This is a genomic window from Brevibacterium atlanticum (assembly GCF_011617245.1).
Taxonomy (GTDB): Bacteria; Actinomycetota; Actinomycetes; order Actinomycetales; family Brevibacteriaceae; genus Brevibacterium; species Brevibacterium atlanticum.
The window spans coordinates 3,672,597-3,693,920 of sequence record NZ_CP050152.1; the positions used below are offsets into that span (position 1 = coordinate 3,672,597).

18 protein-coding genes are annotated in these 21,324 nt (G+C 65.0%); 8 read left to right on the forward strand and 10 right to left on the reverse strand.

Annotated elements, in window-relative coordinates:
• Positions 1-38: 38 nt before the first annotated feature.
• Positions 39-536: a MarR family winged helix-turn-helix transcriptional regulator gene (locus tag GUY23_RS18965; protein WP_407647364.1), complete on the reverse strand. Its 498-nt coding sequence runs from the start codon at positions 534-536 to the stop codon at positions 39-41.
• A gap of 11 nt (positions 537-547) precedes the next feature.
• Here GUY23_RS18965 and GUY23_RS18505 point away from each other — a divergent pair, with 11 nt between their 5' ends.
• The 3 genes from GUY23_RS18505 (at position 548) to GUY23_RS16365 (ending at position 2,320) form a co-directional block, all read left to right on the forward strand.
• A complete protein-coding gene (locus GUY23_RS18505) occupies positions 548-1,282 on the forward strand; it encodes a hypothetical protein (RefSeq protein ID WP_208085386.1) in 735 nt (244 codons plus the stop codon).
• Positions 1,279-1,665 (forward strand): nuclear transport factor 2 family protein, encoded by a 387-nt coding sequence (locus GUY23_RS16360; protein ID WP_166974293.1) that lies wholly within the window; start codon positions 1,279-1,281, stop codon positions 1,663-1,665. Before GUY23_RS18505 ends, GUY23_RS16360 begins: the two co-directional genes overlap by 4 nt.
• A 310-nt stretch (positions 1,666-1,975) precedes the next feature.
• Entirely contained in the window at positions 1,976-2,320 is a 345-nt protein-coding gene (locus GUY23_RS16365) for a cupin domain-containing protein (RefSeq protein ID WP_166974296.1), read from the forward strand.
• 209 nt (positions 2,321-2,529) lie between these two features.
• Here GUY23_RS16365 and GUY23_RS16370 read toward each other — a convergent pair whose 3' ends face one another.
• On the reverse strand, positions 2,530-3,522 hold the full coding sequence (locus GUY23_RS16370) for an alpha/beta hydrolase (protein WP_166974299.1): 993 nt from the start codon (positions 3,520-3,522) through the stop codon (positions 2,530-2,532).
• A 103-nt stretch (positions 3,523-3,625) separates the two neighbouring features.
• On the opposite strand from GUY23_RS16370, the gene GUY23_RS16375 reads away from it, so the two are divergent.
• Together GUY23_RS16375 and GUY23_RS16380 are read left to right on the forward strand one after the other, a co-directional pair.
• Entirely contained in the window at positions 3,626-4,633 is a 1,008-nt protein-coding gene (locus GUY23_RS16375) for a GlxA family transcriptional regulator (protein WP_166974302.1), read from the forward strand.
• Between the two features lie 72 nt (positions 4,634-4,705).
• A complete protein-coding gene (locus GUY23_RS16380; protein WP_166974305.1) occupies positions 4,706-5,296 on the forward strand; it encodes a maleylpyruvate isomerase N-terminal domain-containing protein in 591 nt (196 codons plus the stop codon).
• 34 nt (positions 5,297-5,330) lie between these two features.
• On the opposite strand, the gene GUY23_RS16385 is transcribed toward GUY23_RS16380, so the two are convergent.
• The 4 genes from GUY23_RS16385 to GUY23_RS16400 form a co-directional block, all read right to left on the reverse strand.
• Entirely contained in the window at positions 5,331-7,529 is a 2,199-nt protein-coding gene (locus tag GUY23_RS16385; protein ID WP_166974308.1) for a solute carrier family 23 protein, read from the reverse strand.
• A 290-nt stretch (positions 7,530-7,819) separates the two neighbouring features.
• Positions 7,820-8,848 (reverse strand): ABC transporter substrate-binding protein, encoded by a 1,029-nt coding sequence (locus tag GUY23_RS16390; protein WP_166974311.1) that lies wholly within the window; start codon positions 8,846-8,848, stop codon positions 7,820-7,822.
• A gap of 342 nt (positions 8,849-9,190) precedes the next feature.
• Positions 9,191-10,459 carry an alpha-hydroxy acid oxidase gene (locus GUY23_RS16395; protein ID WP_166974314.1) on the reverse strand — a complete coding sequence of 423 codons (1,269 nt, stop codon included), beginning with the start codon at positions 10,457-10,459 and terminating at the stop codon, positions 9,191-9,193.
• 92 nt (positions 10,460-10,551) lie between these two features.
• Complete coding sequence (locus tag GUY23_RS16400; RefSeq protein WP_166974317.1) at positions 10,552-12,237, reverse strand: L-lactate permease; 1,686 nt, start codon at positions 12,235-12,237, stop codon at positions 10,552-10,554.
• 262 nt (positions 12,238-12,499) lie between these two features.
• Here GUY23_RS16400 and GUY23_RS16405 point away from each other — a divergent pair, with 262 nt between their 5' ends.
• Positions 12,500-13,282, forward strand: coding sequence for a FadR/GntR family transcriptional regulator (locus GUY23_RS16405; protein ID WP_407647365.1), 783 nt, complete (start codon positions 12,500-12,502; stop codon positions 13,280-13,282).
• Between the two features lie 84 nt (positions 13,283-13,366).
• Here GUY23_RS16405 and GUY23_RS16410 read toward each other — a convergent pair whose 3' ends face one another.
• On the reverse strand, positions 13,367-16,975 hold the full coding sequence (locus GUY23_RS16410) for an efflux RND transporter permease subunit (RefSeq protein WP_166976330.1): 3,609 nt from the start codon (positions 16,973-16,975) through the stop codon (positions 13,367-13,369).
• A gap of 380 nt (positions 16,976-17,355) precedes the next feature.
• A complete protein-coding gene (locus GUY23_RS16415; protein ID WP_166974319.1) occupies positions 17,356-18,525 on the reverse strand; it encodes a CobW family GTP-binding protein in 1,170 nt (389 codons plus the stop codon).
• Positions 18,526-18,656: 131 nt separating this feature from the next.
• Between GUY23_RS16415 and GUY23_RS16420 the strand changes: the two genes are divergently transcribed.
• Positions 18,657-19,064: a Fur family transcriptional regulator gene (locus tag GUY23_RS16420; protein WP_166974321.1), complete on the forward strand. Its 408-nt coding sequence runs from the start codon at positions 18,657-18,659 to the stop codon at positions 19,062-19,064.
• 112 nt (positions 19,065-19,176) lie between these two features.
• On the opposite strand, the gene GUY23_RS16425 is transcribed toward GUY23_RS16420, so the two are convergent.
• A complete protein-coding gene (locus tag GUY23_RS16425) occupies positions 19,177-20,241 on the reverse strand; it encodes a GTP-binding protein (protein WP_166974324.1) in 1,065 nt (354 codons plus the stop codon).
• Positions 20,242-20,310: 69 nt separating this feature from the next.
• Between GUY23_RS16425 and ykgO the strand changes: the two genes are divergently transcribed.
• Positions 20,311-20,433 (forward strand): type B 50S ribosomal protein L36, encoded by a 123-nt coding sequence (gene ykgO / locus GUY23_RS16430; protein WP_166974327.1) that lies wholly within the window; start codon positions 20,311-20,313, stop codon positions 20,431-20,433.
• A 103-nt stretch (positions 20,434-20,536) separates the two neighbouring features.
• On the opposite strand, the gene mobA is transcribed toward ykgO, so the two are convergent.
• The gene (gene mobA / locus GUY23_RS16435; RefSeq protein ID WP_166974330.1) at positions 20,537-21,172 is read right to left on the reverse strand and encodes a molybdenum cofactor guanylyltransferase; all 636 of its coding nucleotides are present in this window, start codon (positions 21,170-21,172) and stop codon (positions 20,537-20,539) included.
• Positions 21,173-21,324 lie beyond the last annotated feature (152 nt).

Here is a 21,324-nt window from a genome sequence, read left to right on the forward strand (position 1 = left end):
CCCATCGACTTCGCAGATCAGACCGCCGGGAATCTCAGTCAACTCGTCGAGGTGCCCGCATGTACGTCGAGCGAGAGCCCTCGAAAGTCGGCGATCCGCGCAAGAAGATTCTGCAGAAGTTCGACTTCTTCGACGTCGAGGCATTCTGTGAACGCACTCTCATGCGCCTCGGCAAGCGGACGGATATTCCCAAGAACCCGCTCGCCCTCCTCGGTCAGAACGACCTCGTGGATTCGTCTGTCAGCGCGGCTTCGGCGCCGCTCGATGAGGCCACGCCCCTCAAGCCGATCCAGCACTGCAACGATCCGACTCGGCCCCACCCCGACCTGCGCACTGAGAGCACGTTGACTGACCCCCGGATCACGCCCGATCAAGCGGAGCAGGCCCGCGTCAGAAGCAGTGATATCCAATGCCTGCAATGCCCGCTCAAAACCGCTCGCAGCGTCGGACCCGAGCTGAGAGAGGAGGAAGGCGATTCGATGGTGTGGCTGCGGCGCTGTCGTCATGCATCCATAATAGACCTCTTGATAAATCATTCACACCATGTATGATCTATGGCATGAATGAATACGTGGCACCCCAAGCCGATCAATCCCATGCGAAGCGCCATCGACCAAACGGGCCCCATCCTGGAATCGTCGGGACTGTCTGCCTCGTTCTCTTCGCGACGAGCCTTGTACTGATGATCGCCCTCAGCCACGGCAGCTTTATCTCCTCTCCGTTCGCAGACGATTCTCCGGACTTCTTCGCCCGACACGGGCTTGCGTCACGGCTGACGGCACTGTTTCAGTTGGGGGCGTCCGTCCCCCTGGGCATCTATGCCGCAACCATGTACGCACGTCTGCAACGACTCGGCGTACGTGTGCCGGGCCCGTCGATCGCGTTCTTCGGCGGAACCAGCGCCTCTGTGCTGCTTGCGATCTCTGCCCTGCTGACCTGGACCGCCGGCAATGATGCCGTCGCCGCACACCCTGAGCTGACCCGTGCGCTGGGCTTTCTCGCCTTCGGGACGGGTGGCTTCGCTCACCTGCTCGGCCTCGGTCTCCTCGTCGCCGGGATCGCCGTCCCGGGCCTGATCCTGCGACTGCTGCCTCTCCCCCTCGCCTGGGCCGGTCTGGTGATCGCCGCCATATGCGAACTCAGCATCCTCACCATGGCCCTCGAACCATTCCAGGCACTCGTGCCGATCGGACGATTCACCGCGCTCGCCTGGATTGTGGCCGCAGGCTTCCTCCTCCCGCGCAGTCGGCAACGTAAGAACACATTGAAGGGGAGATCATGAACACAGTCAACGACACACTCGCTGCATGGGCAGACGCGGAACGCCTCTGTGACGCAGCGACGACGAGCAGCCTACTGACTCACGACTTCCTCGGCATCGGGCCAGTCGGCTTCCAACTGCCGAAGGAGGCCTGGATACAGCGCCTCACAGACGGGCAGCTCGACTACGAAGAGCTCTCGCTCGACGAAGTCAGCATCCGCGAGTATTCCGCCTCAGCGATCGCCGTTGCCCGCGTGAACACACGGGGCTCCGCCCGGGGCAATCCGCTGCCAACCACTCGAACCACGTTCCACCTGGTGCGCATCGACCACGCATGGCGGATCGCAGGAATCCAACACAGCTTCATCGCAGGAGCACCGGGCTCACCAGTACCAGGCAGATAAGAGTTCCTCAGTTCGGGGATTCGGCCGGCTTCCTCGTCGTCGACCCGACCCTCGGTGGGGAGTCGTCAGACACGCCTGGGTGATCGTCAAGCTCGCACTCATCCTCTCGGTCATCACTGTCGGTGCCATAACCATCCGACCCGCCCTCCACCCCGGCGATCCGAGCGGCACGTCGCTCATCCTCGGCAGCCTGTGGGACGCTCTCGCGTTCCTGACCGCGGTTGCCCGCGGCGTCGTCAAGCCACGCTATCGGCGACAGTCATCGCCAGCGCGATCCATACCACGAACACCTACATGCTGAGGAGCAACCATGAATTTCCACATACTAGATCGCGCCGATGGGCGCGGAGACGGCGAGGACTGGACCGAAAACTACAGCGAGGTCCCCGGGAGCCCCGGAATCTCCCTCATTTTCGAATCCACCACCGAGGCGGGCCGGGGTCCTCGGCTCCACCTCCACCCATACGCGGAGACTTTCGTCATCCGCCGAGGCGGCGCGACGTTTACAGTGGGCGATGACGATATCGATGCCCATGCCGGTCAGATCCTCATCGTTCCGGCCGAGACCCCCCACAAGTTCGTCACCCACGAAGGCGGGTACGAAGCCGTCCACATCCACTCAAGCCCACGCTTCGAGACCACTTGGCTGAAATAGCCAGCCGGTTCGACCATCGTCGTGGGCACTTCGATGTCAAGAACCGATGAGTGGAACCCGTGGGCTTCGAACTGAGTCACGGTAGCGGCTTCTCTCGGGTCGAAGCTCGGCGATGCGACGGACCGGCAGACTATTTCCCCGAGGAAACACATCCGGGCGCGCACTGACTTTCGTCAATGCGCGCCCGGAGGCACGTTCACAGCAACGCTTCACTTCGCGAATGGCCCGCTTTCCTCGTGAAGGGCGTTGTGGAGGAAGTCGATCGCCACGGTGCGGGCCACGTTGGCGGCCTTGGTGTCACGAAGGCTGTCCAGGAGGAGGAAGTCGTGCACCATGCCGGCCACACGCAGTGAGGTCACGGAAACACCAGCCTCGCGCAGCTTGTTCGCATACTGTTCCCCCTCGTCTCGGAGGACGTCGGCTTCATCTGTGATGACCAGGGTTTCCGGCAGCCCCTTGAGTTCGTCGAGAGGTGTCTGCAACGGCGACGCGTACTTGTCTTGTCGCTGCGATTCGTCGGTGGTGTAGGCATCCCAGAACCACTTCATTCCGTCGCGGGTGAGGTAGTAGTCGTCGGCGAACTGGATGTAGGAGGGCGTGTCGAAGTCAGCATTCGTTACCGGGTAGAGAAGTGCCTGCGCTTTGAGTTCGAGCCCTCCACGATCCTTGTTCATCTGTGTGAAGACCGCCGACATGTCGCCTCCAACGGATTCGCCGGTGACGGCGATGCGCGAGGTGTCCATGCCGTGTTCGGCACCGTGCGCGGCGACCCACTGACCGACGGCGTAGTTCTGTTCGACCTGGGTCGGGTACTTCTTCTCCGGGGCTCGGTCATAGACAGGGAAGACACCGACGGCATTCGCCCCGACAGTGAGTTCACGGAACAGGCGGTCATGCGTCTTGTCATCGCCGAAGACCCAGCCGGCACCATGGATGTAGAAGAGGACCGGCAGGTCTCCGGTCGCACCCTGTGGGCGGATGATGCGCGTCTTGACGGAGCCCCATTCGCCGGCGTCGATGTCGACCCATTCCTCGTCGACGTCAGGGCGTTCCACACCTTCGCCGCTCTGCAGGTCGAGCAGGATCTTGCGACCGTCCTCAGGCGGAACCTCGTAGATGCGCGGATGCGGTGCGGTCGCCTCGGCGAGTTCCTTTGCTTCGGGCTCGAGGTACGGGGTGATGGGCTGCGGGACCTCGGTCATGAGAAATCATGCTCCTTAATGTGGTGATCTCTTGCTATGAAGTCGGCGGAAAGCGGAGAGCCGACCTGTCCCTCCAGGCTATGAAGGGGGCTATGATGATGCCATGGTCGCAAACGACACGAACCAGGGCAATGGCGACACTTCGTTGCCGGAGATCGCACTCGTCCGATACAACGAGTGCCAGCTGGCGGCGGTCTACGGACTCACGGACGTCTTCCGCGTCGCGAACGAACAGCTGGAGACGCTCGGTCGCGATCACAAGCAGGTGAGAGTGAGCCACTGGGAATGGGCCGACGACGAGGTGACATGCACGTACGATTCTCACCCCGGAACCGCCAACAGCCCCACCCACGTCGTCTTTCCGCCCAGTCTGATCCCGCCGGCACAGATGGACAAGGCACATGCCCTGCGAAACTGGGCGCTGGAGCAGCGAGAGCATGGGGCCGTCCTCTGCGCCCTGTGTGCGGGAGTGTTCGTCCTCGCTGAGACGGGACTGCTCGATCATCGCGCCGCCACGACGCACTGGGCTTTTGCCGAGGAGTTCTCACGTCGATTCCCTGCTGTGCGCCTTGATGCGAGTCGTATGGTCATCGATGGAGGCGACGTCATCACTGCGGCCGGGATCATGGCGTGGTTGGATTTTGCGCTGTCGCTCGTCGAATCTCTGTTCGGGCCGAGTGTCATGCTCCGTACCTCGCGTTTCATGCTTGCCGATGCTCCGCGGACCGAGCAGCTGCCATATATGGCTCAGCTGCCGACAACGACCCATCACGATGACGCAGTGCGTATCGCGCAAGGCGTCATCGACCGGGAGCTCGCCTCGGCGCTGACTTTGGACCGCTTGGCGGCGGCGACGTCGATTCATCCGAGAACACTCCAACGTCGATTCCGATCTGCAACAGGGATGACGATCACGCGCTATATCCAACGACTTCGCGTCGAGCGCGCCAATCACGCACTGGCGACGACCGGCGAGACATTCGAATCCATTGCGCGCTCGGTCGGTTATGACGATTCGACCACCCTCCGGAGGCTCATTCAGCGTGAGACCGGGTTGACTCCGACCGGCTACCGCCAACGGTTCGGCACGAGGTCGATGGTCAAGCAGTGAGACGTCTTGTGCGGGGCCTGAAGCCGATCTAGCATGTGGCCTCAGGTGACAGTGCAGTCACCGGGAGGTGCAATGATGGACACACCCGCCTATCTCAACGCTGTCGTCGGGCAGACGAACACCCTCGCACAGTGGGCCGCCGACAACGATCCGACCACGCCCGTACCGACATGCCCGGAGTGGAATCTCGGCGACCTCGTCGACCATATCGGCGCGACACAGCTCATGGTGGCCGTCCTCGTCGGCGAGAGGCTCACTGATCCGAGCAGTGCCTTCGAAGCCTACTCTCCGGCGCCGAGCGACTCCGCGCTCTGGCACGATTGGCTCGACACGATGACGTCCCGCGGATACTGGGAGAACGTCGCCGGTTTCGCCGAGGCGATGAGCGGTACCGGACAGACCTTCCGGTTCCGCGCGAGCGATACCGACGGCGACTGGATCGCCCGCCGAGAGGAGGACCGTATCGTGCTCGCACACGGTCCAGGCGCGACCGCAGAGTCCGCCGGTCCAGGTGCTGACGTGACCGTCGAGGGGCCGGCCGTCGAACTGATGCTCGTCATCAGCAGACGCCGCCCGCTCGCCTCGGCGCGCTCGCTCGTCGTCGACGGCGATCGGGCACTGATCGAGCACTGGATCGACCATATGGACTGGGTTGCAGCCTGACCCGTGTCCACGAGCAACCTCTTTGCGTACTTCGTCAGGTCCTCGTCGAGGTCGTCGAGGCGAGGTCATAATCGCCCGTGGGGCTGAACGTCTCCTCGTCGTCATCGAGGACGAGGATCTGTGCACTGGCGATGTCGTAGAACAGCCCAAGCACCTCGGTCTCGGGCAGCCTCGCACGAAGTCTCGCGACCTGCAGCGCCACATTCACCATCGCCAACTGGTCCGCTTCGGAGAAGCCCTGCTCCAGAGACGCCTCGGCGACCGGGTGGCCGGCACGCAGCGCCTCGAGTGCGGGATCAGCAGTCCGCAGCCATTGCCCAAGGGATCCAGACGAATCAGGCACCCCTGACAGCAGCCCTGCCATCGCTCCACAGCCGGAGTGTCCGCAGACGGCAATCAGCGGCACCTCCAATTGCGATGTCGCGAACTCGATCGCCGCCGAGGCGCCCGGGTCGGTGGCGAGGTTTCCGACATTCTGCACCGTAAACACGTCGCCCGGACCGCTGTGGGTGATCATATGGGGTACCACCCGAGAATCCGCGCAGGTGATGAGCATGGCACTCGGTTCCTGTCGGCCGGCCAGGCTCGACATCGTCGGGCGCATGACCTCCCGGACGTTCTCGTGATATGCGGCCACTCCCCGCAGCAGCCTGGTTCGACGTGGCATCGTACTGTGCTCGGTTCGCTGCCATTCACTCCACGTGTGGTAGGTCGGCCCTGGCGGGGCGCCGACGTTCGACTCCCCGGACTCGATGATCGTCACTTCCGCCGCCGAAGCCTCCTGCTTCGATTTCCAGGCATGCAGGTGCTCGAAGGCGGTGTGGTCAAGATAGTCAGTTGAGAGCACCACCGTGACATCGCATCCCGGAGGGATGGAGGCAAGGGTCTTCGACAGGCGCGGTACTGCCAAGAAGCTCAATGCACCCTCGATCGTCAGTCGGCGGCTGCCATCTGCGTTCGTCGCCAACTTCGTCCGCGATCGCACGCCTCGCACCAGCAGCAGCACGGCGGCCAGCAGAAGGCCGCACAGCACGCCCTCGAGGAGGTTGAGCACGGAGACACAGATGACGGTGACCACATACACCGCCAGCTCACCATGCGTGTATGCCGTACGCATGTCGGCTATCTTCACGAGACCGATGCCCATCATGATCAGCAGCCCGGCCAACGCGGCCATGGGGATGAGTTCGATGACGCCGACGAGCACGATCGAGAACAGCAGGATCCACACACCATGGAGGATGCCCGAGGCACGCGTCTGCGCGCCGGCCTTGACGTTCGTTGCCGAGCGCACGATGACACCGGTGATCGGCAGTCCGCCGATGAAACCGGAGACAACGTTTGCCGTTCCCTGACCGATGAGTTCGCGGTCGGTGTTCGTCTCGGTCCCCGGCCTCATCCGCTCGATCGCGACGGCCGAAAGCAATGACTCGACACTGGCGATGAGCGCGACGGTCAGCATGCCGAAGAGCACACCGCCCCACAGTCCCGAGTCAGGCAGCTCGGGCAGCGAGAGGGAGCCGAGGAGCGAACCGCCCAGTTGCACTCGGACCACATCGGCGAAGGCTATGGAGAGCAGCGTCGCCGCGATGATCGCCACGAGCGCGGCCGGAAGAACTCTGAGCTTTGCAGGCACTCGCGGCCACAACACCATGACGGCGATGACCGTGCCACCGAGGATGACGGCAGGCCAGGAGATTGCCGCGATCGCAGCGGGCAGTGCGGTGACCGAATCCACCGCCCCCGTCTCGGCCTCGCCGCCGAGCATGACGTTGAGCTGGCTGAGGGCAATAGTGAGGCCGATGCCCGCCAGCATGCCGTGGACGACGACGGGCGGGATGGCCTGGGCGAATCGGGAGAGACGGGTAAGGCCGAAGATGATCTGGATGATCCCAGCACCGAGCGTGATGAGGGTAGTGACCCGCCATCCATACTGTGCGACCATTTCGGCGACGATCACGGTCAGGCCCGCTGCGGGACCAGAGACCTGCAGCCGCGAGCCTCCCAGCGATCCGGCGACGATCGCGCCGACGGCCGCGGCGATCAGCCCGGCGGTGATGGGCGCTCCCGAAGCCACTGCAATACCAAGAGACAATGGCACGGCTACAAGGAAGACGACGATGGAGGCAGAGAAATCCGCCCGAGCGTGGGGAAAGAGCCGGCGAAAGAGGTTCGGGGAGGTGTCGGCCTCTGCGGGCGATATTTCGGAGCTGAAAGGGCGTGATGGTGACATCGGAGTGTCCTCGGTCTCGGTCCGTAGATCTGGAGGGCCGACCGCGGCGCTGCAGCCGAAACATGGCAATGGTGCGGAACTTCTGCGTGCTGTACTGCTTATCCGGGAGGTTCCAACGGCTGTCCGAACCTCGAACTGTCATTGTCAAAAGCGGTCTGAGGGATCGCTTTCAGCCAGGTTACACTGCCGATGTTAACGGAATGTTTCCTCCTGACCAGGGAGTGCGTCCCCCACCGACACACTCACCACTGAGGCGGCGGAAGAACCTACGATTCTTCTGATGGCTCGAACTACTCAGTCAGATACTCGTCGAGGTCGTCGAGGATGAGTCCGGCGCCGGTGGGCCCGAGCCCGAGGAACCACACATCGTCCTCGACGCGGATCGCCCTGTCGTTCTCCGCCGCACCGAGTCCCTTCCACTGACTCGACTCAAGGGCCTTGTCCTCGCCGGTCGCATCGGGATCGCCGTAGCTCGTGTAGAAGATATAGTCTCCGCCGGCCTGATCGAGGTTCTCCGGCGAGATCTCGACCGCCAGCTCATCGATGTCCTGCTTCTTCGGTCTCTTGAACCCGGCGTCACCGAGGATGACGCCGATGAGCGACTGATTCGCATAGAGGCGAAGCTTGTCCGGCATGAACCGCACGAGCGAGATCGTCGGGTCTCCGTCGACGGATTTCTTCAGCGTCTTCGCTTTCTCGGCGTACTCTTCGAGGTCGGCCGTGGCATCGCTCTCCATCCCCAGGGCGTCGCCGACGAGGCGGAAGTTCTCCTTCCAGGGGAAGCCGGGGCGAATCGAGAACACCGTCGGAGCGATCGAGTCGAGCTCATCGTAGAGCTTGTCGGCACGCAGCTGGCTGCCGAGGATGAGATCGGGTTCGAGTGAGGCGATCTTCTCGAGATCGAGTTCGTTGATCGTTCCGACGGTCTCGACACCGTCGACCTTGTCTTCGAGGTAGCTCGGCACCGGGTTCGCCCCTTCTGTGGTCACCATGCCTACGGGCTTGATGCCCAGAGCGAGGACGTCGTCGAGTTCACCGGTATCGAGAACGACGACGCGCTCGGGCTTTGCCTCGATCTCCGTCGTTCCATTCGCATGCTTGATCGTGCGCGGGAACTCCCCTGCCTCGGCATCGGTGCCGAGCTTCGCAGTCTCCTCGTCCGCGGTGCCGAAGGCCTCACCGCCGGTCGCGACGTCCTTGTTTCCTGATTCACCGCCTCCTCCCTTATCGCCGTCGGCGGCACATCCGCTCGCGAGGAGAGCAATGGTCAAGGTCGTTGCAGCGAACGTCGCCGCGCTCCGAGGCAGAGAAATCGCCATAAGGGAAGTCTAACCTCATGAAATGCTCAGAAGTTAAGCCACCCTCACCGAGGGTCGTTTTCACCGAACACCCTGCTTTCACCCGCTGGCACGAATACACAAGAGAGCACCATGACACCCTTCAGCCATCGGACTTCCCGCTCGGCGACGAACGCCCTCGACCGCATCGAGGACGAATTCAGACAGAGTGATGCGCTGAGTGCAGCTGCTTCGATCGTACGAAGGGCCCTGTCCGTGGACAGGGCCCTTCGTACGATCGAACCGCCGACGGGACCGACGGCGCTGTCATTCGGAGTCGGGAGCCGCCTCGGCGATCATCGCTTGACGATCATCGGTTGTCGATCACTTCGCGGCGGGACGAGAGCCGATGATCTCGGCCCGCTCCTCACGGTTGAACTGGCGCAGCTGGGTCACGTGTCCGGGATTGAGTTCGGAGACGTCGGCGACCTGCAACAGGCGCATGGTGCGCTCGACCTGCTCGCCGAGGATCGCGATCGTCCGGTCGACACCGGCGCGACCGCCGGCCATGAGGCCGAAGAGGTAGGCACGGCCGATGAGGGTGAAGTCGGCGCCGAGTGCGAGTGAGGCGACGATATCGGCGCCGTTGCGGATACCTGTGTCGATGATGATCTCCACGTCCTTGCCGATCTCACGAGCCACCTCGGGGAGGAGTTCGAAGGGCACGGGCGCCCGGTCGAGCTGACGCCCGCCGTGGTTGGACAGGACGATCGAATCGACGCCGAGGTCGGCGAGCTTCTTCGCGTCCTCGAGCGTCTGCACGCCCTTGACGGAGAACTTGCCGTCCCACATGGCACGGATCTCCGCGAGGTCGTCGAAGTCGATCGAGGGGTCCATCGCCGAGTCGAGGAGTTCGCCCACGGTGCCGCCGGTCTCCGACAGGGAGGCGAACTCGAGCTTCGGGGTGGTCAGGAAGTCCCACCACCACCAGGGACGCGGGATCGCGTTGAGGATCGTCTGCGGGGTCAGCTGCGGCGGGATCGAGAAGCCGTTGCGGGTGTCCCGCAGGCGGGCACCGGCCACGGGCGCGTCGACGGTGAAGAACAGGGTGTCGAAGCCGGCGTTCTTCGCGCGTTCGACCAGCGCGTAGGAGATGTCGCGCTGCTTCATGACGTAGAGCTGGAACCAGTTGCGGCCGTGCGGGTTCGCCTTCTTCACGTCCTCGATCGAGGTCGTGCCCAGAGTCGAGAGAGTGAAGGGGATGCCCGCAGCACCGGCGGCACCGGCACCGGCCGTCTCGCCTTCGGTCTGCATCAGACGAGTGAAACCGGTCGGCGCGATGCCGAAGGGCATCGCCGAGCTGCCGCCCATGATCTGGGTGGAGGTGTCGACGTTCGTGACGTCCTTGAGGATCGATGGATGGAACTCGATGTCGCGGAAGGACTGGACCGAGCGTTCCATCGAGATCTCACCCTCGGCCGCACCGTCGGTGTAGTCGAAGGCCGCAGCCGGGGTCCGCCGTTTGGCGATCCTGCGCAGGTCATCGATCGTCAGTGCGTTCTCCAGGCGGCGCTTCTTCGGGTCGAGTTCGAACTTCTTGAACTTCATGAGGTCGAAGATCTCAGCCGGCTGCGGGATCTGTCTCTTGACCATGTACATCGCTCCTCAGTCTTGGGTTGGAATGGGTACTGGCAGGTGGGGTGGGTGCGGCGGCGTGTCCGGCACCCGGGGAAGTCAGGTGCGGATCAGGCCGGAATCATCCAGGACAGCACCGTGGACTGGAGGCCTACGAGGAGGCACATGAGCACGAGCATGCCCAGTGACCACCAGATGACCCGGCGGAAGATCGCAGACTCCTGACCGAGCAGGCCGACGGCGGTCGCGGCGATCGTGAGGTTCTGCGGGCTGACCATCTTGCCGACCACACCTCCCGAGCTGTTCGCGCCGACGAGCAGCAGCGGATCGATTCCGGCGTTCTCGGCCGCGGTCTGCTGGAGGGTGGCGAAGAGCGCGTTCGCGCTCGTGTCCGAACCGGTCACGGCAGTGCCCAACCATCCGAGGATGGGTGAGAGGAAGGCGAAGAGCGCACCGGCCCCGGCGATCCAGGTACCGATCGTGATCGTCTGTCCGGAGAAGTTCATGACATAGGCGAGTCCGAGGACGAAACCGACAGTGAGGATCGCGAAGCGCATCTTCACGAGGTTGTCGACGTAGGTCTTCCACCCGTCCTTGACCGTAATGCCGAAGGTCACGGCGATGATGAGCCCGGAGATGAGCAGCAGCGTGCCTGGCGAGGACAGCCACTGGAAGTTGTAGACCGTGCTCGTCGAGGGTTCGCCGGAGGCGGTGAGCAGATTGCCGTCGAGGCCCGGCCAGGGGATCTTGACATCCGTGCTGGCGAGCCAGTCGTTGATCGCCGGGACGAGCTTGCAGACCGAGAAGATGACGACGATGAGCAGGTACGGGAAGAGCGCGAAGAACACCCGAGAACCGGTCAGCGGCTGTGTCTTCGTTCCCTCAGCGGTCTTGAGGGCATCGGCGGCGGAGCCGGCATCGGGGGTGTCGGTGTCCTCGTGTTCACGTTCGATCGCCATCTTGTCCAGTGCGTCCTGACCTCCCACCGGCTTCCAGAAGCGGAGCATGATGACGGCGGCGGCGAGTCCGGCGAGTGAGGAGACGATATCGGTGAGCTCGACCGAGAGCAGGTTCGACGACACCCACTGCGCGGCAGCGAAGACGATGCCGATGACGAGCGCCAGGGGCCACATCTGCTTCAGCCCGCGCTTGCCGTCGACGAGGAAGACGAGGAAGAGCGGAACGATGGCGGCGAGCAGCGGGGTCTGGTGTCCGACCATCGCGCCGATGTCCTGGTAGTCGATGCCGGTCAGGGTACCAGCGGTGATGATCGGCGTCGCGATCGCGCCGAATGCCACAGGAGCCGTGTTGGCGACGAGGACCACGACGGCCGCGCGCATCGCGGTGAAGCCGACGGCGACGAGCATGACACCGGTGATCGCGACGGGAGCACCGAATCCGGCGAGCGCCTCGAGCAGGCCGCCGAAGCAGAAGGCGACGAGGATCGCCTGCACCCGGGGGTCGCTCGAGATGACGTTGATGACGAGGCGGAGGTCCTCGAACCGTCCGGAGCGGACAGTGAGTTCGTAGATCCAGATCGCGTTGACGACGATCCACATGATCGGGAACAGGCCGAAGGCGAAACCTTGGGTGGCCGAGAGCCCGGCCAGGCCCGCGGGCATCCCGTAGGCGAAGATCGCGACGGCGAGCGCCACGACGACCGAGGCGATTCCGGCCAGATAGGCCTTCCATTTGAGGACGCCGAGAGCGATGAAGATCGTCAGCAGCGGCAGCAGTGCCAGCAGCGACGACCACAGCAGACTGTCGGCGATCGGGGCGAGGTCGGGTGTGTACATGATGTCTCCATCGAGGCTCGTGTTCGCTCACGGCGGCGCGATTCCTCAGCGAATGCGCGTCGGTCGCGGACGATCGAACGGTTCCGGGATGGTCTTTATGAGGTCAGACCATTAATGTGATGGTAGGGCCGAGTGTGATCTGCGTCAAGCATTCGCGCGAAATCCGATGGGCTGCACCGAGGCGGCCCGGGGAGTGGGCCCGTGGGACGTGGCCTGTGGGACCGGGCCTGTGGGACCGGGCCTGTGGGACCTGGTCCGAGGAGTGGGAGAATCACGTGAGCAGAAGGACCGACATGGAGAGGCGGGGCGAGTGATGGCCGATGCCGAGTGGAAGCCTGTGAGCAGGTCGTCGACCTATGAGCTCGTCATCGATGCGATTGAGGAGCGCATCATCGCCGGTGAGCTGGGTGTGGGAGACCTGCTGCCGGCCGAACGTGACCTCGCCTCGAAACTCGGAGTCAGTCGCGCAAGCGTCCGCGAGGCCCTCCGCGTCCTCGAGAGCCTCGGCGTCGTCCGTTCGAGCGGCGGGTCGGGACGCGGAGCCGGAACCTTCATCGCCGCGATGCCCACCGCCGCACTCACCCGCTTCCTCCGCCTTCACGTGGCACTGACGAACTTCAGCCTCAGCGACGTCATCGAGACCCGCGTCCAGCTCGAGCAGTCGAGCGCCGTGCTCGCCGCGACCCGCGCCGACGAGGATGCCCTGGCCGTCATCAACGCGCAGCTGGCGATCATGGACACCCCCGGGGTCAGCCTCGAAGTCTTCAACGACGCCGACACGGCCTTCCACGTCGCCATCGCCCAGGCCGCGGGAAACCAGCTCTTCTCCGACCTCACGGGAGCAATCCGCACCTCCCTGCGGACGACGATCTTCGCCTCGTTCCACCAGGTCGACGATCCGACGACGCTGATGGGCCGCCTCCAGTCCCAGCACCGAGGCATCGCCGAGGCGATCGTCGCCGGTGACGGCGAGCGCGCGGCCCGATTGACGGAGGAGCACATCCGCACCGCGGCAGCGGCTCTCCCCGGCCTCCACAAGCCCTAGCGGACCCCCTCAATTGCTACCTGACGGCGGCCTAGCAACCTCGCGCGAGGTTGCTAGGCCGCCGTCAGGTAGCAATTGAGGGGGTCACTCCTCGGCCGCCCGCTTCGCCTCTCTTCTCTCCGCCTTGTGGGCTGCCCGGGTCTCCTTGCGTCGTTCGACGAGGAGGTAGAGCGCGGGGACGAGGATGAGGGTGAGCACCGTCGACGAGGTGAGCCCGCCGATGACGACGATCGCCAGCGGCTGTGAGATGAAGACTCCCCCACCGGTGAGTCCCAGCGACATCGGCACGAGCGCGAAGATCGTCGCGGCCGCGGTCATGAGGATCGGGCGCAAGCGCAGCCGAGTGCCGTGGACGATTGCGTCCATGAGGTCCAGGCCGTCCTCGCGGAGTTTGTTGATGAGGTCGATGAGCACGATCGCATTCGTCACGACGATGCCGATGAGCATGAGCAGACCGATGAGCGAGGGAATGCCCAACGGCGTTCCGGTCACCAGCAGGAGGAGCACCGCACCGGTCGCGGCGAACGGGATCGACACGAGCAGGATGAGCGGCTGGACGAAGCTGCGGAACGTCGCGATCATGACGAGGAACACGAGCACGATCGCCACGGCCATAGCCGCCCCGAGCTGACCGAAGGAATCAGCCTGCTCCTGGCTGGCACCGCCGACGTCGAAGCTCACGCCTTCGGGCAGGTCCATGGTCTCGGTCAGGTCGGTGGCGGCAGCAGTGACCGTTTCGAGCTGACCCTCGGCCGGGGTCGCGAACACCGTGACTCGGCGGTCGCCGTCGGCGCGATCGATCGTCGCTGGGGTCTCGGCCTTCCTCACCTTCGCGATCTCGTCGACGGTGATCGGGTCACCGGTGATGTCGGGGATGGCGGCCTGCTCGTCGGCGAGGCTCTGCTCCTCTTCCTGAGTCTGCTCCTGTTCACGCTGACCGTCGACGAGGTCGTCGATCGCGTCATTGGCCTCCTTCAGGCCCTTCTCCGCCTGTTCGACTCCTTCGCGGGCCTGTTCCACCTGATCGGCGGCCGTCTCGGCGGGGCTCGGTGCCGGCGGTGGATTCTCAGCCTCGCGCAGGGCCTTGCGGGCCTCTTCGAGCTGGTCGGCGGCATCGTCGCGGGCCTCGCGCGCCTGGTCGAGCTGTTCGGCCGAATCGTCGGCGGCCTTGCGCTTGGCCTCTTCAGCGCGGGCGTCGGTCTTCTTCTCGACCCTGTCGGTGGCCTCTTCCTGTGCGTTCTGCGTCTGCACCTCGGTGACGGGCAGCTCGAGTGCACGGATCTCATCCGGGGTCGCATCCTGGTGGGTCGGGGCGAGGAAGATGTCGCGTTCCTTGCCCTTCAAGGTCAGCTTTCCCGCCTCGGTGCCATGCAGAGCGGCGGCGATGGCCTGGCCGACCTCGGCTTGGCTGTACCCGTAGTCGGCGGCCTTCTCCCGGTCGACGTCGACCTCGATGACCGGCTGATCGGCGGCGAGGTCGTTCCGGGCGGATCGGACACCGTCAGTGTCCGCCATTGTCGTCGTCACCTCGTCGGCGGCCTTCCGCAGTGCTGCCAAGTCAGTACCCGAGAGCGTGACCTCGACCTCGTCGCTGACGGATCCGCCGGCGTCCTGGACGTCGATGTCACCGGCGTCCTTACCGAGGTCGCCCAGCTGGGTGCGGATCCGGTTCGTCGCGACCTCGGCCTCGGAATCCTCGGCGAGGGTGACGTTGAACTGGTTCTCGGCTCCGGATTCCGGGCCGTTGACCGTCGTCGAGTAGGTGTCGACATCCGGGTCGTCGCCGAGGACGGCTTCGACGCGCTTGGCGGCTTTGTCTCCGGCTTCCAGCGATGCCCCGGCCGGCAGTGTCTGGGTGATGTAGAGGGAGTTGGCTCCAGCCGAACCGAGCAGGTCGGTCTTGAGGAAGGTCGCACCCATCATCGTGACGATGAAGATGATCACGGAGAACGCGATCGTCCGCCAGGGATGGTGCAGGGCGGAGATGATGGCGGGCAGGCTGCGCTGCTGGAGACGGTCGACCCGACCGGAGGCCTCTCCGTCCCCCGGTGCCGGTGAGACGACGGGCTCGACGGTCGCGTCCGGCAGCAGGTCCTTACCTTTGGCTGCGCGTTTCGCGTTCTTCTTCTCGATCGTCTTCTGGCGGCGTTCGGCCCGGGCCACAGCCCTCTTGTGCTGCTTGGCGGTCCACAGCTCGAAGCTGCGGTCAGTGGCGGCCTGCCGCTTGGGTGAAAGCGGTTTGGGGCTGCGGCGCAGCACCCAATAGCTGAAGACCGGGACGATCGTCAGCGCCACGACCAGCGAGGCCAACAGCGCCAGGGAGACTGTGACCGAGAAGGGTCGGAAGAGCTGTCCGGCGATGCCGTCGACGAAGGCGATGGGCAGGAACACCGCGACGGTGGTCAGGGTCGAGGCGGTGATGGCTCCGGCGACCTGTTTGACGCTGGCGACGATGTCGTTGATGGTCAGGTCGGTTGTGCCCTGCCGCCGACGGATGTTCTCGATGACGACGATGGAGTCGTCGACGACGCGGCCGACGGCGATCGTCAGGGCTCCGAGGGTGAGGATGTTGAGTGTGTAGTCGCCGACCTGGAGGCCGATCATCGCGATGAGCAGCGACATCGGGATCGAGATCGCGGCGACGATGGTCGAGCGGAAGGAGCCGAGGAAGGCGAGGATGACGAAGATCGCGAAGATCAGGCCGAGTCCGCCTTCGACGGAGAGGTCGTGGATGGACTTCTCGATCTCCGGCGCCTGGTCGAAGATCGTCGAGAACTCCGTGTCGTCGCCGAGTGTCGGACCCACTCGGTCGAGGGTGTCGGCGACCTTGTGGGAGACGTCGACGACGTTGGCGTCCTGGTCCTTGGTCACCGAGACGGTCACGGAGTCCTCGCCGTCGGCGCGGGACAGTGAGGTCTTGTCGATCGAGTCGAGGTCGACGTCGGCGACGTCGCCGAGCAGCACGGTGCCGTCCTGAGTGCGTAGCGGCGTCTTCTCGATCTGTTCGACGGCGTCGACCTCGGTGCCGACCTCCACGGCCATCGAGGTGTCGCCCTGGCTGCTGCGACCGGCGGGGACGACGGTGCCGGCGGCTTCGAGTTCGTCAGGGACCGAAGATTCGACGACGTTGTGCTCCGCGACATCCTCAGGGCGGAAGGAGATGGTCACTCGCTGTTCGTCCTGACCGGTGACCTCGACGTTCGAGACACCGTCGAGGGCGCGCAGCTCGGGGACGAGGTCGGCTTCGAGGCGGTCGCCGAGCGTCTTCGGATCTCCGCCGGAGACGGCGAACATCGACACCGGAACGTCATCCATCTGGTAGGACAGGACCTCGACCTCGGCGTCGTCGGGCAGGTCCGCCTTCGCTCCGTCCACGGCCGAACGGATCGAGTCGGTCATCTTCTCGGAGTCTTCACCGAAGGGCCAGGTCACCTCGGCGGTCATCATCCCCGACGAGGTGGAGGTGGTCACCGATTCGAGTTCGCCGACCCCCTCGAGCGCGGTTTCCAGCGGTTTCGTCACGGTCTCTTCGACGACCTCCGGGGAGGCGCCGGGCACGGTTGCCTGCACCGAGGTGCTGGGCAGGTCGACCGAGGGCATCGTCTCCTGGTTGAGCGAGGTGGTCGCGACGACGCCGAAGACGGCGATCACGAGGGTGAGCAGTCCGACGATGAGGCGGTTCTTCAGACTCATCCGGGTGATCAGGGACACGGGTTCCTCCGGGTTCGGGAGTGATGGCTTGCGGTCGGGCTGGTGTCGGTCGGGCTGCTTCCGGCTGGTTCGGTGCGGTCGGCCGTGGGGCAGCGTATTCAGTCTTCCGGGTCGAGGGGCGTCTTCGCGTCGGCCGAATGGTGTCAACCGTGTCCCCCAAAGGGATGATTTCGCTCGATCGCCGGCCTCTGGTTCGACCCTAGGTTTCCCGGCCGAGCTCGGGCGCGGGTGTTTCCCTCCGGACCGCCTTCAGGAAATGCGGAGAGGTCCCGGAGGATTGCCCGCGTGCAGGGTCGATTGTCGGACCGGGGTGTCGACTGTCGGCCAGCGGAGGCCGCCGCATTCGCCCGCGTCAGCGCTGATCAGCTGTGCAAGCGTACGTGGTGGAGGAGGCGTTCGGCGCGGGCAGTGCCGGTCGTGAGGCCGGCACCGATTTCATGGTCATTGCCGGTCTTGTGGTCCGCGCCCGGACTGAGCGCGGAGGTGAGGGCGGAGCGGGCCGCCTCGATGTCGAAATCCTCACCGATGACGACGAGGACGCTGTCGGCGTCCTGCAGATCCGGGGCCTGCCCGGTCTGCTCGGACACGTAGACGTTCGGACCCACAGCCTGCACACCGAACCGGGTCCGACGGGGTCCCACTTCGACGAGCACGGTGCCCTTGACCCGGTAGACCCCGGACGGGAGGTCCTCGACGAAGTCCATCACCGCGTCCGGGTCGGCGCATCCGGTGCCGGTGACGGTCACGGACTGGGCATGGCGGTGCGGCAGGACCGCCTCGTCCTCGCCGGTCTGCTCGGTCGCTGCTTCCGCGTAGGCCTGGCGCAGCAGTTCCCGGATGGGCAGTTCGGGTTGGATCGATTCGTCCCCGTCGGAGGCCCCACCTCGGCGACGGTCGGCGTAGTCGCGCTCCCCCACTCCGGGATCGAAGATCAGGGCGGGGTCGAGGCGGGCGTGGTGCGTGCCGATGACGATCACGCGCGGGTTGCGCTGGTGTACGCGGTCGCGAACGGCTTCGATCGCGGCGTCGCGGTCGGATTCGGGCAGCTGATCGAGCTTGTTGACCAACACCAATGTGGTGGCCGCATAGCGCAGCGGCGGCAGGTGCGAGGTATCGACGGTCTTGAAGTGCATGGTCGCGTCGACGACGTCGATGACCCCGCCGAGGTGGAACCGGTGGCGGCCCATGCGCGTGACCATCCGTGCCAGGGTCAGCGGTTCGGCGAAGCCGCTGGCTTCGATCATGATCGCGTCGAGGCGGAGGCTCGGGTCCGTCATCGCCACCAGCGCGTCCTCGAGTGAGGAGTCATCGGTCAGGCAGCAGATGCACCCGCCGGAGATCGAGAACGGTTCGTCGACCTGCCCGACGACGAGCCCGGCGTCGATGTTGAGTTCGCCGAAGTCGTTGACGATGACGCCGATGCGGGCATCGGGGTGGCGCAGCAGGTGGTTGAGCAGGCTCGTCTTACCGGCGCCGAGGTAGCCGGTGAGGAGGATGACCGGGATCGCTGGTCTGCGCTGAGCTCCGCCCATGTCTCCCCCTGTGCTGGTGCTGTCCGCTCGATTTCTCGCCCGTTAATGGTAACGTGTTTCATTATTTCTTCCGCATATGCACGCTCACGCATATGCGGTTCGCTCGGGATCATCGAGGAGGGTCTCCAGCCATGGCAGCTCCGGAGAAGAAGACACGCAGCACGGCACAGAAGGCCCTCATCCGCGACGCCTTGGAATCAGAGACCCGCTTCGTCTCGGCCAAGCAGCTCCACCGCCGGCTCGAGGACGACGGTGCGAGCGTCGGCCTGGCCACCGTCTACCGTCAGCTCAACGCACTCGGTCGCAGCGGTGACGCCGATACGATCACGATCGGTGAGACGCAGCTCTTCCGCGCCTGCGCGCAGGCCGAACACCATCATCATCTCGTCTGCGAACGCTGCGGTACCGCCGTCGAGATCGACCCGCCCAGCGAGGACTGGATGCGCACCGTCGCAGGCTCCCACGGCTTCGAGATCACACACCACGTGTTCGAGATCTTCGGCATCTGCGCCGACTGCCGAACCGCCGCAGCCGACTGAGGCCCGAAACTCGCACAACAGCTTGGTGAACCGACAGCAGCTCGGTGCATGGGCCAAGCTGTTGTCGGTTGACCAAGCTGGAAGCTCGTGGCGCACCAGCGGCAGGAGAGCGTCAGCCTCGGTGTGCTGTGTCCCATGCAGGGAAGTCGTCAGGGTACTCCAGCCAGGCCATGGGTCCGGCGAGCAGCTCGGCGTCGGTGAGCACCGCGCGTTCCAACGCCTCCCGCAGCCCTGCCTCGTCGAGGTCGATGCCGATGAAGGCCAGCTCCTGTCCCAGCGCCAGCAGTTCGGCACCTTCGCCGAGGTAGGGCCCGGCCGTCAGCGGCGCGAGCATGAGTCGCGTCGACGTCTGATCCCAGTGGGCCGTCACGTACGGACGCGATGCCAGGCGCGCGAACCCTGCCGACCGGATGATTCGTCCCCAACATCCCTCACCGAGCGCGGCGGTCAGCACTGCCTGCAGCCGCTGCGGATGGAACGGCCGCGCCTGCTCGTAACGGAAGCCGGAGGCGCGCTTCGCACAGCCGGGAGGACTGAACTCCGAGTTGAGGATGGCCGTCCACCCGGCCGAGGGCGGGCGCTGCCCGAAATCCCAGCACACGGGCTCATGCACCGAGTCGCCGTCGAGGACGAATCGGTGGGCTTCAGGAGCGAGGTGGGCGATAAGGTCGACGGCTTCCGCCGGCTCACCGTCGCCCGCCCCCAACAGGGCCAGCGTCGAGGCGAACTCGACCTGCCCGACGAGCCGAATGCAGCGATCCTCGTCCTCGAGGTCGCCGGACAGACAGGTGAGGTCGACGGCGCAGACGAGATCGGAGAGCACCGCCGGCGAATCGGCCGCGCTCAGCGCCCCGATGACCTCTGGGCACGCGGTGTCGTCGGCGTATTCGAGGACGAATCCGCGAATACCCGCAGTCATGCCGAGAAGGCCGACGAGGCGGTCGATGGCGTCGATGCCCTGCTCGGTCTGCTCGGCTGGCACGAAGACGTAGCCCCGGGACCTGGCCATGTCCATCGCATAGCGGCGGCGCTCGTGAGCGCAGAGTCCGACGACGGCGATCGCGTCGATCCCAGACACGACCGGCCCCGACTTCCGCTCAGCCAGCCTGGGTATCTGCTCGGCCGGCCCTGGCATCCGCACGCCCGGCTCCCCCGATCGGTCGACTGGTTCCTGCATTCGCTTCCTTCCCGATGAGGTCGTAGTATTGACGCTAATAATACTCATTCTCAGTAAGGAGTCACGCTCATGAAGGTTCGCAATTCCCTCCGCTCCCTGAAGTCGCAGCCGGGTTCACAGGTGGTGCGTCGACGCGGACGCGTCTTCGTCATCAACAAGAAGAACCCGAAGTTCAAGGCCCGACAGGGCTGAGCGGCGGAGCGTAGGCAGGGCTGAGCGGCAGCCTGATCGCGCCGAAGTCCTCAGCAGGATCGACGGCCGCCCGCATCGGTTCCCGAATCAGGGACCGCATCGGTCACTCCAGCCGAGCTCGGATCTCGTCGAGTTCGGCTGCGGTGTCGAAATCCTTCAAAACGTGCGGATCGACGTCGACGACGGCGGGCTCTAAAACGGCGAAGAGGAGTTTCACGGCACCGTCGGTGGGGTCGCCGATGTCAGCCAGGCGAGCACACAGCAGCTCGGTCGGCCACGCGGCGCAGAGGTACTGCGTCTTCCCGCGGTCGTCCGTGCCCGCCGCCGGCCCTCCGGTCTCCCGGCAGGTGCGAATGAGTTCGCCGAGGTGGCCCGCCGTGATCATCGGCATGTCCCCCGCGAGGACGAGAGTGACGTCTGCCTGTGGGACCGCTGACGCGGCAGGATGCGGCGCACCCTCCACGGCCAGTGGCTGCATCGCCGCCATGGCGGCCGCGATCCCGGCCAATGGGCCGGAGAACGCGGGCTCCTCCCGTACTTCACGCACGTCGTCCCGCTCCGCCTCCGACAGCCCGTCCCGCGGTCCAACCACCCACACCTCGGCGCCCTCGTCGAGGCCACGGATACTTGCAAGGATCCGTGAGATCGTCGACTGTCCACCCACGTCGACTCCGGGTTTGTGCACGCCTGCAAACCTCCGGGAGCGCCCGCCGGTGAGAATGATCGCGTTGACCGTCATACCTCGATCGTACCGACCGGCAGAATCTCGACCGACCGCAGGCGATGCCTGGCATCGACCGCCACTCCCGCCGGCTGCCTGCACAGTCCTCGGCGACCCCTGGCGACGAATTCCGCAGCGCAGCCCGACCGAATCGGCGCTAGTCTGGGCGG